This window comes from Brevibacterium atlanticum (assembly GCF_011617245.1).
GTDB classification, from domain to species: domain Bacteria; phylum Actinomycetota; class Actinomycetes; order Actinomycetales; family Brevibacteriaceae; genus Brevibacterium; species Brevibacterium atlanticum.
This window is the reverse complement of the sequence record NZ_CP050152.1, coordinates 2,387,673-2,403,792: the sequence shown is the minus strand read 5'-3', so window position 1 is coordinate 2,403,792 and position 16,120 is coordinate 2,387,673. Positions and strand designations below refer to the sequence as shown.

Here is a 16,120-nt window from a genome sequence, read left to right as displayed (position 1 = left end):
GTGATTGACAGGCTGTGAGCAGGATCACCACACTGTAATCATGAATGAGGGTGAGCTGTTCTCCTCCGCCGAAGAGAATCGGCCGGATGTCCACGGAATGCGGCCCGGTGCCGAGCAGGGGCAGGCCGGCAAGGAAGTCAGGGCCAGGCCCCAGCCGATTCCCGGTGAGGTCGACACGATCGGTGCCGATGAGCTGTCCTTCAGTCCCGATGAATACCTCGGCCGCATCGCCTCGGTGCGCAATCGGATGGTCGATCAGGGACTGGCCGCGCTCATCGTCACGGACCCGGCGAACATCTACTACCTCACCGGGTACAACGCCTGGTCGTTCTACACCCCGCAGCTGCTCTTCGTGCCCTCATCGGGGCCGATGACGCTGTTCATGCGCGATATGGATGCACGCGGGGCTTCGCACACCTCCTGGCTGCCGCCCGAGGACATCGTCGGCTACCCCGAGCGCTATGTGCAGCGCCCGCACATCCACCCCTTCGACTGGGTCGCCTTCGCCCTCCGCCAGCGGTGGGAGGTCGCACGGGCCTCGACCTCGCCGGTAGGTGTCGAGATGGACTCCCACTTCTTCTCCCCGAGAGCCTTCCGTGCGTTGGTCAATGGGGTGCCCGAATGGCGCCTCGTCGACTCCTTCGAACTCGTCAACTGGATCCGTGCGGTCAAATCCCCGGCCGAGATCGCACTCATGCGCAAGGCCGCCGAGGTGACCACCGCAGCCATGGACGCGGCGCTGGGAACCATCGGAGTCGGGGTCGGCCAGAACGAGGTGGCCGCCGCGATCTCGGCGGCGCAGATCCGCGGAGGCGAAGAGGCATGGGGTGACTATCCGGCGATCGTCCCGCTCATGCCGACCGGTGAAAGTGCCGATACCCCGCACCTGAGCTGGACCGATCGGAAGTTCGTCGCCGACGAGTCGGTGAGCATCGAGCTGGCCGGAGTGCACCGTCGCTACCACGTGCCTTTGGCCAGGACTGCCGTGACCGGCAAACCGAAGCAGGAACTCGTCCGACTCGAGGGCGTCGTCGCCGAGGCGCTGACCGCCGTCCTCGACGTCGCCGCTCCCGGGGTCCCCACGGCCGAGCTCGCTCGCACCTGGAACCGCGTGCTCGCCCTGTCCGGGCTCGAGAAGCCGAGCCGACTGGGCTATTCGATCGGCATCGGCTACCCGCCGGACTGGGGCGAGCGGACGATCTCGATCCGCACTGAGGACGATCAGATCCTCGAATCCGGAATGACCTTCCACCTCATCGGCGGTATGTGGATGAACGGCTACGGAATCGAGATGTCCGAACCGGTCCTCATCACCGACACCGGCTGCGATCAGTTCACGCACTTCCCCCGCGAGATCATCCACGTCTGACCGGCGGATCGACGTCGCCTCGATGGTCGGGGCTCAGCAGCCTCGGCGGTGAATGCGAGACGCCGCGGCCGCCCCGCACTCACGCGAAGAACTGGATCCACAACCCCAGCAGGAGTGCGTCGACTCCGGCCACGGTCAGTGCCCGACCCTGGACCCAGGAGACGTCCCGCGCCGAGGCGGGGGTGGCCGAATCGGCCATCTGCACGGCCATCGCCACTCGCGGAGGAGCGGCCAGCGCCGCCAGAGATCCCGCGGCGTTGCCGGCGGCGACGACGGGCAGCGCGGCCACGTGCGAAGAGTCGGCCACGGCGGTCAGGGTGCCCGTGAACATCGAATTGGCTCCCGTATTCGATCCCGTGAGCACGGCGCCCGCGGAATTGAGCCAGGGGGTGAGCAGGACCAGTCCGGCCGGCAGCGCCGCGCCGATGGCCTCGCTCATCCCCGTCGTCGTCATGATCCAGCCCATGAGCATGAACGCCGCCGTGCCCAGCCCGATGGGCACCCATGATCGCGCGGCCGAGACCATGACACCTCGTCGGCCAGGTACCCTGAGGGCGGCGATGAGACAGGCGACGGCAAGCCAGAACGGGGGTGAGGCGATGATCTGAGTGGTCACCGACGACAGCGCCGCATGCAGCCACCGCGCGAGTAGGAGCCCGACGGTGAGCGCACCGTAGGGCAGCACGGCCAACCCCAGGCTCCGGGTGAGGCCGGCGCTGCGCTGACGGAGGATGAAGACGCAGCCCATGACGACGATGACGAGGAGTGAGCCGACGATGCCGGCCGGGGCCATGCCGATGACAGAGCTGGCCGCGAGGATACCCGCCCACATCAGCACGGCCGCGCCGACGATCCCCAGCGCCGAGGCGGGAGATGGGCGCATGATCGCGATCACCGCGACCGTGACGACGATGACCGGGATCGCGTTGAGCCACGCGGTGGTCAGCCCGAGTTCGTCGACGTCGAGCCCGGCCAGCGCGGCTGCGACCGTGGTGCCGGGCCCCAGGGCGCCCCAGGGAACGGCGATGAGCCCGAGGAGGCCGAGGATCGCCGACTGTCGCAGGGAGCATCCGAGATGGCGCAGGACCGGAACCCCGACCGTCACGCCGATCCCGAAGCCGGTGACCGACTCGGCGAAGGGAACGAGGCCGAAGACGACGAGCGCGACCCCGAGCGAACGGCTGGGGGAGCGGGATTCGACCCAGGCGGAGATCTGCGCCATGGACCCGGCGGACTCGAGCAGGCGGGCGAGCATCATCCCGAAGAGCAGGATGAGTGCGACCTCGAGGATGAGAGGGAAGTAGTCGACGCCGGATTCCACCAGCACCGAGGTGGGGGTGGGGAAGGCGAATGCGACGAGGATCGCCGCGACGACGGCTCCGGCCAGCGCCGCGATCCACGAACTCTGCTTGACCAGCAGCAATGCGACAGCCACGAGGATCGGGACGAGGGCCAGCAGTGCCGTCATGTGCAGAAAGTTCCTTTGTGAGAAGGGGATCTACTATTCAAGAATAGTCTATGATTCGACCATGGTGAAAGAAGAGGATCTCGGGGCGCGCGTCTTCGGTGCCCGGATCAGAGCACGGCGCAAATTCAACAATCTCACCCTCAACGAACTCGCGGCCCGAGCCGGTCTGTCCCGCGCGGCGCTGTCGAAGATCGAACGCGGAGAGCAGGACACCTCGGTCTCGAACGCCATGGGCCTCTCCCGAGCGCTGGGAGTCGACGTCGGTGAGCTGCTCGCCGCCCCCGAGGTGACCATCACCCGTACCGAAGCGATCCCCACGTCCTCGAAGTTCGGCCACGGCGTATGGCGCCGAGACCTGCCCTCGGCGTTCGAGAACATGGACGTCGTCCACTACCGGCTCGATCCGCGCAGCGAGACCTCAGCATTCGCCGCCCACCGCAGCGGCTCGCGCGAGAGCTTCTTCGTCCTCTCCGGCAGCATCGAGATCGTCACCATCGACCGCCGGACCACCCTCCATGCCGGGGACTGCGCCCAGGCTCCCGGCGACGTCCCGCACCAACTGGCGAACCCCTACGATGCGCCCGCAGAGCTCATGCTCATCATCGTCTGACCCCCTTATTGCTACCTGACGGCGGCGCAGCAACCTCGCGCGAGGTTGCTGCGCCGCCGTCAGGTAGCAATAAGGGGTGGTGTTGACTCGGCGGGGCGGTTGGGTCATTCTTGTTCTGTCCCATTTCCGTCGAAGGACATCTCTGCAGTGAAGTGAATCCTCATACCGTGATCAGCGGGTGCCACGGGCCCGCAGCGCTTCTGCGTACACGAAATGAGGACTCTCATGCCTATCGCAATCACTGTGTCCGAACTGGACTACCTCCTCGGCGACGATACCGAGATCTTCTCCCGACTCACCGCTACCATTCCTGCTGCACTCGTTGGATTGGTCGGTGACAACGGAGTCGGCAAATCCACATTCGCGAAGATCCTGGCGGGACTGATACCTGCTACGTCTGGATCTGTCACCGGCGCGAACGGTGCCGTCTACATCGATCAGCTGCTGCCGCATTCTGGGCAGCGCGTCGATGAAGCCCTCGGCATCGCCGATGTCCGCGTGGCCCTGCAGCGCGCATTGGATGGCGACGCCGGCGAAGACGACTTCTCCATCATCGGGGACGACTGGGACATCGACGAGCGGGCGCTGGCCGCCACCGCCGAACTCGGCCTGCATCTCGAAGCAGGCGACCTCGACCGCAGCCTCAGCAGCTTCTCCGGCGGTCAGGCCACCAGGATCGGATTGGCCCGCGCCGCACTGGTCGGCGATGCCTGGCTGATCCTCGACGAACCGAGCAACAACCTCGACGAGGGAGGGCGCGAACTGCTGCTGACTCTGCTGAGAACACGTCGCGGATCCACCCTGGTCATCTCCCACGACCGCACCCTGCTGACGCACGTGGACTCGATCGTCGAGATGACCGACCGCCTGCGCGTCTACGGAGGCAACTTCGACGACTATGAGGCGATGGTCGCTGCAGAAGAGGCAGCGAAGGCGCAGCGCGTCGTCGACGCGAAGAAGGCGCACGCAATCGAGAAGCGCCAACGCATCGAACTCGAGACGAAACTCTCCCGTTCCGAACGCAAAGCCGCCAAAGATAAGGAGAACAAGCGCCGACCCAAGATCGCGATGAACGGACTGACCAACTTCGCCGAGAAGTCAGCGGCCAAACGCCGCGGGGACACAGCAGCGGACGAAGCGAAGGCATCAGCCGAGCTCGAGGCCGCCAAGGATGCGCTGCGCCGCAGCGCAAACGTCCGCCTCGACCTGCCCGACACGTACGTCCATGCGAGCAAACGCGTCCTGGAGATCTCAACGGCCGCTTCGGCGAATCTGGACCGACCCGCCGAGATCGTCGGACCCGAGCGCATCCGCCTGACGGGACCGAACGGGACCGGCAAGTCCACCCTGTTGGCGGCCATCATGGCAGCCGCTGAGAGTCACAGTGCGGCCGAACCCGGCCCACCGATCACCGAGCTCTTCGGGGACCTCGACATCACAGTCTCCGTGCCCGTGGCCCACCTCGACCAGCAGTACCGGCTGCCGACCGAACTCACGGTGATGGAGGCGGTGCGTTCGGGCAATCCCCACCTGGACCCGCACCGCGTCCACGAAGTCCTCGCCGCCATGGGCCTGCGCAAGGGCCGCACCGAGCAGATCTGTGCGACCCTGTCGGGCGGGGAGCGCTTCCGCGTGGCGCTGGCCGCAGGACTCCTGCAGGAACCGGCTCCACAGCTGCTCGTGCTCGACGAACCGGGAAATAATCTCGACCTGACCTCGCTCGAGGCGTTGGTGACCGCGCTCGACGGATTCAGGGGAGCGATGATCGTCGTCACCCACGACGACCGGCTCGCCGCCGAGCTGAAGGTCGACGCCGAATGGGACGTGCGGGAATTTCTGCGCGCCGGATCCGTTGAGATGGACAGATGAACCGGTCGGAGACCCACGCCGGCAGAGGCGGAACAGAGGTGAGCATGAGCTGTTTTGACTGCACTGGGATAATGGTTCCGTGAGTGTCATCAGCCCTGCCTCAGAAACCGCGTCCCCGGCCGCCGCAGCACCCCTGCGCATCGGCCCCATCGAGCTGTCCTCACCGGTCGTGCTCGCACCGATGGCCGGGATCACGAACACCGCCTTCCGCCGCCTGTGCCGCGAGTACGGAGCCGGACTCTACGTCACGGAGATGGTCACCACCCGGGCCCTCGTCGAACGCAGCCCGAAGACGATGCGCATCATCCACCACGAACCGTATGAGACCCCGCGCTCTGTCCAGCTCTACGGCGTCGACCCCGTGACGATGGGCCAGGCCGTGCGCATGCTCGTCGAGGAGGATCGGGCCGACCACATCGACCTCAACTTCGGCTGCCCCGTGCCCAAGGTCACCCGCAAGGGCGGGGGCTCGGCCCTGCCCTGGAAGCAGGACCTGTTCACCGCCATCGTCACCACCGCGGTCGACGAGGCGGCCCGCGGCGACATCCCCGTGACCGTGAAGATGCGCAAAGGCATCGACGCCGACCACACCACCTTCCTCGATGCCGCCGAGACCGCGCGCAACGCCGGGGTCGCCGCCGTCGCCCTGCACGGCCGTACGACCGCCGACCTCTACTCGGGGAAGGCGGACTGGGACGCGATCGCTCGACTCAAGGACCACCTCGGCGACACCGTTCCCGTGCTCGGCAACGGCGACATCTTCGCCGCCGAGGATGCCCTGGACATGATGGCCAGGACCGGCTGCGACGGTGTCGTCATCGGCCGCGGCTGCCAGGGCAGGCCCTGGCTCTTCGGCGACCTCGCGAACGCTCTGAACGGCAGCGAAGAACGTCATCGTCCCGGCCTCGCCGAGGTGGCCCGTGCCGTGTACAAACACGGCGAATACCTCGTCGACCATTTCGAGGACGAGTTCTACGGAGTCCGTGACCTGCGCAAGCACATCGCGTGGTACTTCAAGGGCTACCCGGTCGGAGGAGAGCTGCGCAGCCAGCTGGCCATGGTCTCCTCGCTCGAGGAACTGGCCGGACTACTCGATCAGCTCGACAAGGACGCCCCGTATCCCGGCGAGGCAGCCGAAGGCTCGCGCGGACGCACGACGCGGCCGAAGCGCCCGCACCTGCCCGAGGGCTGGTTGGATTCCCGCATCTTCGACCCCAGCGGCAGATCACTGCTGTCCGAGGCCGAACTCGACATCTCGGGAGGCTGAGCATGTCCTTCGACACTCACCCGCGCGCCTCCGTGGGAACGGGAACCGTGGCGGTCTACACGCCACGGGATGAGGAACGGTGGGTGAGCGAACCGGCGAAGAATCCGCGGCGCTCGGCCTTCCAACGCGACCGTGCCCGCGTCCTCCACTCCGCAGGCCTGCGCCGCCTCGGGGCGAAGACCCAGGTCGTGTCTCCGGGCACAGACGACTTCGTGCGCACCCGGCTCACCCACTCCCTCGAGGTCGCCCAGGTCGGTCGCGAACTCGCCCGCTACCTCGGCTGTGACCCCGACATCGTCGACACCGCGTGCCTGTCCCACGACCTCGGCCACCCTCCCTTCGGACACCACGGGGAGACGATCCTCGACGCTCTGAGCAAGGACATCGGTGGGTTCGAAGGCAATGCGCAGACCCTGCGCCTGGTCACCCGGATCGAACCGAAGGTCATCGCCGCCGACGGGCGGCCCGCCGGGCTCAATCTCACCCGTGCCAGCCTCGACGCCCTGACGAAGTATCCGTGGCCGCGGGCCGAAGCCACCGCCGGCCGCCGCGACTCAGGGGTGCGCAAGTTCGGCGTCTACGACGACGACACCGACGTCTTCGACTTCTACCGTGAGGGCATCGAGAACGGACAGAAGTGCATCGAGGCCCAGGTCATGGACTTAGCCGATGACATCTCGTACTCCGTCCACGACGTCGAGGACGCGATCGTCGCCGGCCACCTCGACCTCGCCGACTTCGAGTCCGGCACCTCTTCCGAGGCCCGCCGGACCGAACTCTTCGAGATCACCCGCCAGTGGTACCTGCCGTCAACGAGCGATGCGGAGATGGACAAGGCGCTCAGCCGTCTGCAGGCGGCCGCGTACTGGCCGAATGGGGCCTTCGACGGCTCCCGCCGGGCCCAGGCCGGCCTCAAGCACATGACCAGCCAGCTCATCGGCCGCTTCGTCGGCGCTGCCGAATCGGCGACCCGTGAGGAGTTCGGGTGGGAGCCGCTGGCCCGCTACTCGGCCTCCCTCGTCGTGCCCGAAGCCACCTCCATCGAGATCGCCGTGCTCAAGGGGATGGCCACCTTGACGGTGATGGTCGCCGAGGATCGACTGCGGCTGCATGACATCCAGGCCGCCGTCATCGGCGAACTCGCCGAGTGGTATTCCGAACACCCGGAAAAGCTCGACCCGATGTTCCGTGCCGACCATGCCGAGGCCACGAGCGACTCGGTGCGCCTGCGGGTCATCGTCGACCAGATCGCCTCCCTGACCGACCATTCGGCATGGGCGCTCTACCACCACCTCAACGCCGGGGCGGGGGATCGACTCTAGACCATGGCCGGACTCATCAAGCGCGAGGACATCGACGAACTGCGCACCCGCACCCGCATCGACGAGGTGATCGGGGAGTTCGTCACCCTCAAGACCGCAGGCATCGGCTCCCTCAAGGGACTGTGTCCCTTCCACGACGAGAAGACCCCGTCGTTCACCGTGCGTCCGCAGGTCGGGATGTACCACTGCTTCGGCTGCGGGGAGTCCGGGGACGTCTTCACCTTCCTCCAGAAGGTCGAGCAGCTCAGCTTCGTCGAAGCCGTCGAGACGCTGGCCGGCAAGGCCGGAATGCACCTGCGCTACGAGGACGGGAAGGGACCCGACCGGGAACAGGCGAGCCGACGTCAGCGCCTGCTCGAGATGCATGAGGTCGCCCAGCGCTTCTTCGTCCAACAGCTCGAAGCCGACACCGGGCAGATCGGACGCGATTTCCTCACCGGGCGAGGCTTCCCGCCCGAATCCAGCCGTGAGTTCGGCATCGGCTTCGCCCCGAAGTCCTGGGACGCCCTGACCTCCCACCTGAAACGGGCAGGCTTCACCGATGAGGAGATCCTCGCAGGGGGCCTGGCCAGCGAGGGCGGCCGCGGCATCTATGACCGGTTCCGGGGGCGCGTGATCTGGCCGATCAAGGACATGACGTCCCGGACCATCGGCTTCGGAGCGCGTCGCCTCTTCGACGACGACAAGGGCCCGAAGTACCTCAACACCCCGGAGACCGCGCTCTATCACAAGAATCAGGTCCTCTACGGGCTGGACCTGGCCAAGAAGTCGATTGCGAAGACCAAACGGGTCGTCATCGTAGAAGGCTACACCGACGTCATGGCCGCGCATCTGGCTGGAGTCGAGCAGGCCGTGGCCACCTGCGGAACGGCCTTCGGAGCCGAACATGTCAAGATCATCCGCCGTCTCCTCGGCGACGATCCCACCGGACAGGTGATCTTCACCTTCGACGGAGACGCCGCCGGGCAGAAGGCCGCGCTCAAGGCCTTCGAGTTCGAGAGCCTCTTCACCGCCCAGACCTTCGTGGCCGTCGAACCCGACGGCCTCGACCCCTGCGATCTGCGCATGCAGAAGGGCGACGCGGCCCTGCGTGAGCTCATCGACGGCTGCAAACCCCTGTTCGAATTCGTCATCACCACCGCCATCGCCCGTTTCGACCTCGACACCGTCGAAGGTCGCATCTCCGCAGTCAAGGCCGCCGCCGAGGTGCTCACCGACATCCGGGATCAGGGCAGCCTCACCCACTACTACCGATTCGTCGCCGGCCGCATCGGCGTCGACATCGACGAAGTCGAATCCGCCGTCCGCACGGCGCAGCGACGTCCGCGGCAGAATCGTCAGCAGAGCACCGAGGCGGCGCCGCGGCAGACGTCCTACCGTGACGGTCCACCGCCGGCCTCCACACAGGCGGGCCAGGCACATCGGACCGGGCCCGGCGCGCCGGTCGGCCCCGACGGTCGTGCGCCGGCCGACGGACAATCCGGACCCGGACCCGCACGCGGTTACGGACTATCGGGTGATGGTGCGAGCGTGACTGCGAACCGGGACCATGGGGCCGGTCCGAGACAGCGGAACTCGGGGGCAGCCTCGGTGAGGGAGACCGGAGACGACCGCAGCATCGAATACGTCTACGACGAACGCCCCGACGTCTCGAACCTCTCGGCGCCGATCAGCCCGACCCGGCTGAAGACCGAGAAGGGCGCCCTCATGGTCGCCCTCCAGCACCCCGAGTCCGTCAATGCGAAGCTCTTCGACTCCCTGTCGTCGAAGGCCTTCGAACACCCCGGGTACCGGCGTATCCAGGACGCGATCAAGCAGGCGGGGGGACTGACTTCGGCCGGGACCGAGCAGGCGAAGTGGGCCGAACGAGTCCTCGAAGCCAGCGATGAAGAACTCAAACCCTATGTCGCGCAGCTGCTCGTCTCACCGCTGCCGATCATCGAGGGCACCGAGACCCGGCGGTTCGCCCGCGGCATCGTCGCACGCCTGTTCGACCATGACCTCGAACGCATCGCCAAGGAGCTCCACTCCCGGCTGCAGCGCCAGGACACCGCCGACGGCGCCGGACAGGCAGCGCTGCTCGGTCAGCTGCAGACTCTCGAACAGCACCGTGCCAGGCTGAAGACGCTCATGTGAGTTCTGCGGTGCGGGAAGTCCGTGCCGAAACGAGAGCGGCTGCAGTTGGTGAGATGCAGAACTGCAGTTGGTGAGAACCTGCGTGAGGTGCAAGCATGGTCTCATGCCTGCCGAAGAATCCCTGCGCTCGAAGAAGGCGCGGATGACTCGCAACGCCCTCCACGAGGCTGCGATCACCCGCGTCCTCGAGGACGGACTCGCTGCCGCCACCGTCGCGACGATCGCCGCCGACGCCGGCGTGTCCACCCGCACCTTCTTCAACTACTTCGACACCAAAGAGGACGCGATCGTCGGCCTCGGCGCCGATGTCAGCGTCGACGAGGGCCTCGCCGACGACTACGTCTATTCCGGTTCCGGGCTGAGCACTCTGGCCGAGGACACGGCACGCTTCGTCCGTGAGGCACTGCTCATCGGTTCGGTCGATCCGGAGCTGCCGGCGCGCCGACGTCGTCTCTTCGCCCTCTACCCGGAGCTCGTGAGCAAGAGCTTCGACCGGGCCGAAGCCCTCGAAGAGATCGTCGCCGGACATGTGCTGCGCCGGCTGCGTCACCTCGGCCAGGAATTCTCGACCGAGGACTCCGCCTGGCGCAGCGCCCGCATGCTCACCCAACTCTGTCGAGTCCCCCTCAACCATGCGGGCCAGACGATCAAGCGGAATCCCGAGACGGTCGAGGAGAAGGGCGGTACTCCGGCGATCTTCGACGATTCTCTCGGGCTCTTCCTCAAGGTCCTCGACCGGCTCCGGTGAACCGGCTTCGGCCCCCGTGGAGGCCGTATCCGTTAGTGTGGCAGAAAGCACCCTGCCGGAGGAGATGAGGAATGACGGTACTGACGATTCTCAATGCGCCTGGGACCGAGATCCCCACCCTGCTCACCGACCTGGGAGAGTGGGACGGAGTCGAGCTGCGGATCGCCGAGGCGGACACCCTGGGCCAGGCGCTGCCGGGCACCGATGTGCTGCTGATGTGGGACTTCTTCTCCACCGCGCTCAAGGACGCCTACGGCTCTGCCGACCGGCTCGAGTGGGTGCATGCGGCGGCCGCGGGCGTCGACTCGCTGCTCTTCGACGAACTCGTCGACTCACCGGTGACGGTGACGAACGCGCGTGGGATCTTCGACCGTCCGATCGCCGAATTCGTGCTCAACTACATCCTCATGCACGCGAAGAGCGCGATCGGCTCCCTGGCCGATCAGCGTGAGGCGAAGTGGAATCGGCGTTCGACGCGGGACATCACGGGTTCCACGGCGCTCGTCGTCGGCACCGGGGCGATCGGTCGGGAGATCGCCCGTCTGCTCACGGCCGTGGGCATCGACGTCACCGGGGCTGGTTCCCGAGCCCGCAGCGGGGACGCCGATTTCGGCGAGGTCATCGACTCGGCCACCCTCACCGAGCACGTCGCCGGCTTCGACTGGGTGGTCGACATCGCGCCTCTGACCGAGCGGACGGAGAGGCTCATCAACGCCGAGGTGTTCGCGGCCATGGACGACACCGCCGTGTTCATCAACGTCGGCCGCGGCGACACCGTCGACACCGACGCCCTCGTCAACGCACTGCGCACCGGCCAGATCGCCGGAGCCGGACTCGACGTCTTCGACGAAGAGCCGCTTCCTGCCGGGCATCCGCTGTGGGCGATGGACAACGTCATCATCACCCCGCACATGAGCGGGGACACCGACGGGTGGCGGATGCGTTTGGCGCAGCAGTTCCACCGGCTCTTCGAGCAGTACCTGGCCGGCGAAGCCTTCCCGCACACCGTCGACAAGACCGTCGGGTACGTCCGTTGAGTCAGCCCGACGACGCGCAGGCCGACGGCTCTCGGGCCGACGCTTCCCAGGCGAACGACGCGCAGGCCGACCGGGCGTATCTGGCCCGAGTACTCGCCGAACTCATCGCGGTGCGCCGTGCCCGGCTGCTGAGCATGCTCGTGCTCGCCGGTGCGATGCTCGTGGCCGGACTGGGCGCCGCTCTGCAGGCACAGGGCGATCGCATCGATGCGGTGCTGCTGTTCTCCGCATTCAGCCTCATTATGATCGGCATCGTGTGTGCGCTCGGAGCGATCATCGCGTGGACCAGGATCAACCGTGACATCCTCGACTCGGTCGCGGCCTCCCGTCCCGCCAAGGCCAAGGCCCCGCGCACCCGCTCGGGAGGAATGGCCGTGGCCATCGGCTTCGTCGTGGTTGGCATCCTGTTCGGAGCGCTGCTGTGGTCGCAGACACCGGTCCTCGCCGGAGCCGTCGTCCTGGCCTGCCTGCTGTTGGCCTGCCTGGGACCGATCTGGGCGGGAGAGCTCTCAGCCGCCGACGATCGGCTGGCCGTCATCCTCGACAGCGATGACGAACTCGCAGCTCGGTTCGCCGACTTCACACCGATCTGGCTGCATGAGGCGATGGAAGCCGACGCCGCGGAGTGATCAGCTCCGCTCGTTGACGGCACAACCTCCCGGTGGTCGGTCTTGCAGCAGCGGCCCGCCTGCGGTGCACCTATGACAGCGGCCCACTCTCGGCTGAGAAGCCCACGTCTGGAACTGGGCTGCTCGGTCGAAAGTGGGCCGAATCGCTGCCGTCCTTCAGCACCACACCAAGGAATCAACACAGGATCCGGTGAGCCGCCTCGGCGGTATCAGCTGTCAGGCGATGCCAGCTGTCAGGCGATGCCAGCTGTCAGGCGATGCCAGCTGTCAGGCGATATCAGGGAAACGCGGGAACGTCGACATCGGCCATCTTCGCCACACAGCGGATGACCTGGCAGCTGTAGCCGAACTCGTTGTCGTACCAGACGTAGACGACGACGCGATCATCATCGACGATCGTCGCCAGTCCGTCGACGACGCCGGCGCGCTTCGAGCCGACGAGGTCGGTCGAGACGAGCTCGGGGGAGGACACATAGTCGATCTGGTTGCGCAGCGGCGAATGCATCGAGGCCTCGCGCAGGAAGGCATTGAGCTCGTCGACATCCGTGGCGGTCTCGAGGTTGAGGTTGAGGATCGCCATCGACACGTTCGGGGTGGGAACGCGGATCGCGTTGCCCGAGAGCTTCCCGGCCAACTCCGGCAGCGCCTTGGCCACAGCCTTGGCGGCGCCGGTCTCGGTGAGCACCATGTTCAGCCCGGCCGCGCGACCACGTCGCGAACCCTTGTGGAAGTTGTCGATGAGGTTCTGGTCGTTGGTGAATGAGTGCACCGTCTCGACGTGACCGTTGCGCACACCGAACCTGTCGTTGATGGCCTTGAGCACGGGCGTGATTGCGTTCGTCGTGCAGGACGCGGCCGAGAGGATCCGGTCGGAGTCGAGGATCGCATCGTCGTTGACACCGAAGACGATGTTCTTGACGTCGCCCTTGCCGGGCGCGGTGAGCAGAACCTTCGCGGCTCCCGGGCAGGCGAGGTGCTTGGCCAGGCCGTCCTCGTCGCGCCACTTTCCGGTGTTGTCGACGATGATCGCATTGTCGATGCCGTAGGAGGTGTAGTCGACCTGGGAGGGATCGTCGGAGTAGATGACCTGGATGAGGGTGCCGTTGGCCTGGATGGTGTTGGCCGCCTCGTCGACGACGATGCTGCCGTCGAAGGGCCCGTGGACCGAGTCGCGGCGCAGCAGCGACGCACGCTTGACGATGTCGTTCTCGCCACCTCGACGCACGACGATGGCGCGCAGACGCATCCCGGTGCCGCCGGCGCGGTCGATGAGGATGCGGGCCAGGAGCCGACCGATCCGGCCGAATCCGTAGAGGACGACGTCGCGGACCTCGCCCTTGCCGGACTGGGAGTCGACGACCTCGGCGAGCGCTTCGGCAAGGTAGGCATCGATATCGCCGTTCGGATCGTCCATCTTTTCGACGAGGCGTCCCAGATCGATGCGTGCCGGTGCCAGGTTGAGTCCGGCCAGGGCACTGACGACACGGTGGGTGACCTCGATGTCGAGGTCCTCGCCGAGGAAGTGACGGGCGTAGCGGTGCGCCTTGATCATGCCGGTCACCGACTTGTTCAGCAGTGACCGTCCGAACAGCGTGAGCAGCACGTCGTTCTCGCGGTACAGGCGTCCGACTAGCGGAATGAGTTCTTCGGCGGCGGTCTGCTTCTTCGCCCAGTCGTCCAGGCGTGCCGTCGTTGCGTCAGTCAAAGGTCGTGTCCCCTCGGTCAGTTGAAACGGATGCGCGGCCAGTCTATCGCCTCGCCTATTCCTCGGCGGACTGGTGCTCCTCCCAGCGCCTGAAGCCGAGCAGGGTCAGCGTGACGATCCCGGCACCGGCGAGGAGCGCGCCGAGGCTCTGCGCCTGCACCTTGGGTTCGACGAAGCGGTACTCGGGTTCTTCCTCCTCGTTGAGCTTCGGCGGGTTCGCGGTCCCGATCCATGCGGCGATGAAGAGGACGATGCGGGCGAAGACATTGAGGGTGAGCATGATCGCGATGATCGAGCCGAAGACACCTGCGGCCTTGTTTCCGGAGAAGATGTTGACCAACACGGTGGAGAAGTTGATGAGGATGACGAATGCGACCGCGCCGATGAGCGAACCGCGGATCTTGGCTCGCTTGTCCACCGGCTTCTCCGGCAGCATCGTGAACAGGAACATGAAGATCAGCCAGGCTGCTGCGAAGACGAGCAGCAGCGGGACGATGAAGAGCAGGCTGCCGGCGAATCCGCCGAGACCGAGGAAGTCGGCGATGACCGACCGCAGTCCGGTCCCGACGACCGTGAGCGCCACCGCAATGAGCAGACCGATGATGAGGCCGATGAGGGTGACGACGTTGTTGAGGATCTTCTTGACGAAGGACTTCTCCACGACTTCATCGAAGTCCTCATGCAGCTGGGCACGGACGGCCGCACCGAGGTTGCCGATGAATCCCTGCCCCGTGTAGAGGCCGGTGATGATACCGATGATCCCCACGCCCTGCCAGTCGAGCAGGTAACTCTCGAGCTGCTCGGTCAGGGAGGAATTGCCTGCCGTGAACGACTCGATCTGCTCGGTGACCATGGACAGCAGATCGGGGCGGGCGACGTCGAGGACGAAGCCGATGCTCGCGAGGCTGACCATGGCGATCGGCATGACCGCGAGGACGAGGAAGTAGGTGATCGCGGCGCCGAACTGGTTGCCCAGACGCTGACCGAACCGCTGCACGGCGCGCATGAGGTGTGCGGGTCCCGGCCGATTGACGGCGTTGTGGCCGGCCTCGGCGACGGTGTTGCGCGAGGCCAGTACTTTGGCTGGTGCCACGTGGTTGCTCCTTCGATGTCGATGGCAGAGTCGCCTTCGATTCCTCCCTGAGGTGTCCGTTTCCACACTAGCCGCTGTGAGCGCACTGTGAGCGGCAGGCCGCGCCCTTATCTAGACTTTTGACCATGCCGATTTCTCTAGCAACCGGTTCTGCTCCCGATTTCGTGCTCACCTCCGAGGGCGGTGCTGCTGAGAACCTCAGCGGGTTCTCCGCCTGGACGGTGACCATCATGGAAGCCCTGGGGCCGCTCGGCGTCGGGTTCATGGTGTTCCTCGACAACATCTTTCCGCCGATCCCCAGCGAACTCGTTCTGCCCCTGGCCGGATTCACTTCGAGTCAGGGCCAGATGAACATCGTGCTGGCCATCGTCTGCGCGACCCTGGGCTCGCTGATCGGCGCGATCATCCTCTGGGCCCTGGGCAAGTGGATCGGCATCGAGCGCATCGCCCGCATCGCCGTGAAGATGCCTCTCGTCGACGTCGACGATGTCCACAAAACCGTCGACTGGTTCGATCGGCACGGCGACAAGGCCGTGTTCTTCGGCAGGATGATCCCGATCTTCCGGTCCCTGATCTCGATTCCGGCGGGAATGCGGGACATGCGACTGGTCAAGTTCGTGACCCTGACGACGGCCGGCAGCGCGATCTGGAACACCATCCTCATCGTCGCCGGCTTCTACCTGGGGGAGAACTGGGCAGTCGTCGAGACCTACGCCGGGTACTTCCAGAAGATCGTCATCATCGCCGTGGTCGTCTTCGTCATCGTGTGGATCGTGCTCAAGGTCCGCAAGCACCGGCGGAAGCGTGCTGCGGGCATCGACGATTCCGGTGCCGACGTCATCGAGCCCGGAGAATTCGACTCCTGAT

13 protein-coding genes are annotated in these 16,120 nt (G+C 66.2%); 10 read left to right on the top strand and 3 right to left on the bottom strand.

Going from position 1 to position 16,120, the window contains the following annotated elements:
- Window positions 1-40 precede the first annotated feature (40 nt).
- Window positions 41-1,369: a M24 family metallopeptidase gene (locus GUY23_RS10785; RefSeq protein WP_208085325.1), complete on the top strand. Its 1,329-nt coding sequence runs from the start codon at window positions 41-43 to the stop codon at window positions 1,367-1,369.
- A gap of 79 nt (window positions 1,370-1,448) precedes the next feature.
- Here GUY23_RS10785 and GUY23_RS10780 read toward each other — a convergent pair whose 3' ends face one another.
- On the bottom strand, window positions 1,449-2,837 hold the full coding sequence (locus GUY23_RS10780; RefSeq protein WP_166972217.1) for an L-lactate permease: 1,389 nt from the start codon (window positions 2,835-2,837) through the stop codon (window positions 1,449-1,451).
- A 61-nt stretch (window positions 2,838-2,898) separates the two neighbouring features.
- Between GUY23_RS10780 and GUY23_RS10775 the strand changes: the two genes are divergently transcribed.
- From GUY23_RS10775 to GUY23_RS10740, 8 genes are all read left to right on the top strand, one after another.
- Entirely contained in the window at window positions 2,899-3,447 is a 549-nt protein-coding gene (locus GUY23_RS10775; RefSeq protein ID WP_166972215.1) for a helix-turn-helix domain-containing protein, read from the top strand.
- A gap of 225 nt (window positions 3,448-3,672) precedes the next feature.
- Window positions 3,673-5,316: an ATP-binding cassette domain-containing protein gene (locus GUY23_RS10770; RefSeq protein ID WP_166972213.1), complete on the top strand. Its 1,644-nt coding sequence runs from the start codon at window positions 3,673-3,675 to the stop codon at window positions 5,314-5,316.
- A 79-nt stretch (window positions 5,317-5,395) separates the two neighbouring features.
- Window positions 5,396-6,583: a tRNA dihydrouridine synthase DusB gene (gene dusB / locus GUY23_RS10765; RefSeq protein WP_166972211.1), complete on the top strand. Its 1,188-nt coding sequence runs from the start codon at window positions 5,396-5,398 to the stop codon at window positions 6,581-6,583.
- A 2-nt stretch (window positions 6,584-6,585) separates the two neighbouring features.
- Window positions 6,586-7,905 (top strand): deoxyguanosinetriphosphate triphosphohydrolase, encoded by a 1,320-nt coding sequence (locus tag GUY23_RS10760; protein ID WP_166972209.1) that lies wholly within the window; start codon window positions 6,586-6,588, stop codon window positions 7,903-7,905.
- Window positions 7,906-7,908: 3 nt separating this feature from the next.
- Window positions 7,909-10,041 carry a DNA primase gene (gene dnaG, locus GUY23_RS10755; RefSeq protein ID WP_166972207.1) on the top strand — a complete coding sequence of 711 codons (2,133 nt, stop codon included), beginning with the start codon at window positions 7,909-7,911 and terminating at the stop codon, window positions 10,039-10,041.
- 103 nt (window positions 10,042-10,144) lie between these two features.
- The gene (locus GUY23_RS10750; RefSeq protein ID WP_166972206.1) at window positions 10,145-10,789 is read left to right on the top strand and encodes a TetR family transcriptional regulator; all 645 of its coding nucleotides are present in this window, start codon (window positions 10,145-10,147) and stop codon (window positions 10,787-10,789) included.
- A gap of 71 nt (window positions 10,790-10,860) precedes the next feature.
- Complete coding sequence (locus tag GUY23_RS10745) at window positions 10,861-11,826, top strand: D-2-hydroxyacid dehydrogenase (protein ID WP_166972204.1); 966 nt, start codon at window positions 10,861-10,863, stop codon at window positions 11,824-11,826.
- Window positions 11,823-12,455 (top strand): hypothetical protein, encoded by a 633-nt coding sequence (locus tag GUY23_RS10740; RefSeq protein ID WP_228282218.1) that lies wholly within the window; start codon window positions 11,823-11,825, stop codon window positions 12,453-12,455. The genes GUY23_RS10745 and GUY23_RS10740 overlap by 4 nt, the downstream gene beginning before the upstream one ends.
- Window positions 12,456-12,732: 277 nt before the next feature.
- Here GUY23_RS10740 and GUY23_RS10735 read toward each other — a convergent pair whose 3' ends face one another.
- Together GUY23_RS10735 and GUY23_RS10730 are read right to left on the bottom strand one after the other, a co-directional pair.
- The gene (locus GUY23_RS10735) at window positions 12,733-14,160 is read right to left on the bottom strand and encodes a glyceraldehyde-3-phosphate dehydrogenase (RefSeq protein ID WP_166972202.1); all 1,428 of its coding nucleotides are present in this window, start codon (window positions 14,158-14,160) and stop codon (window positions 12,733-12,735) included.
- 55 nt (window positions 14,161-14,215) lie between these two features.
- On the bottom strand, window positions 14,216-15,253 hold the full coding sequence (locus GUY23_RS10730) for a YhjD/YihY/BrkB family envelope integrity protein (RefSeq protein ID WP_166972200.1): 1,038 nt from the start codon (window positions 15,251-15,253) through the stop codon (window positions 14,216-14,218).
- Window positions 15,254-15,378: 125 nt separating this feature from the next.
- Here GUY23_RS10730 and GUY23_RS10725 point away from each other — a divergent pair, with 125 nt between their 5' ends.
- Window positions 15,379-16,119: a DedA family protein gene (locus GUY23_RS10725; RefSeq protein ID WP_407647358.1), complete on the top strand. Its 741-nt coding sequence runs from the start codon at window positions 15,379-15,381 to the stop codon at window positions 16,117-16,119.
- Window position 16,120: the final 1 nt, after the last annotated feature.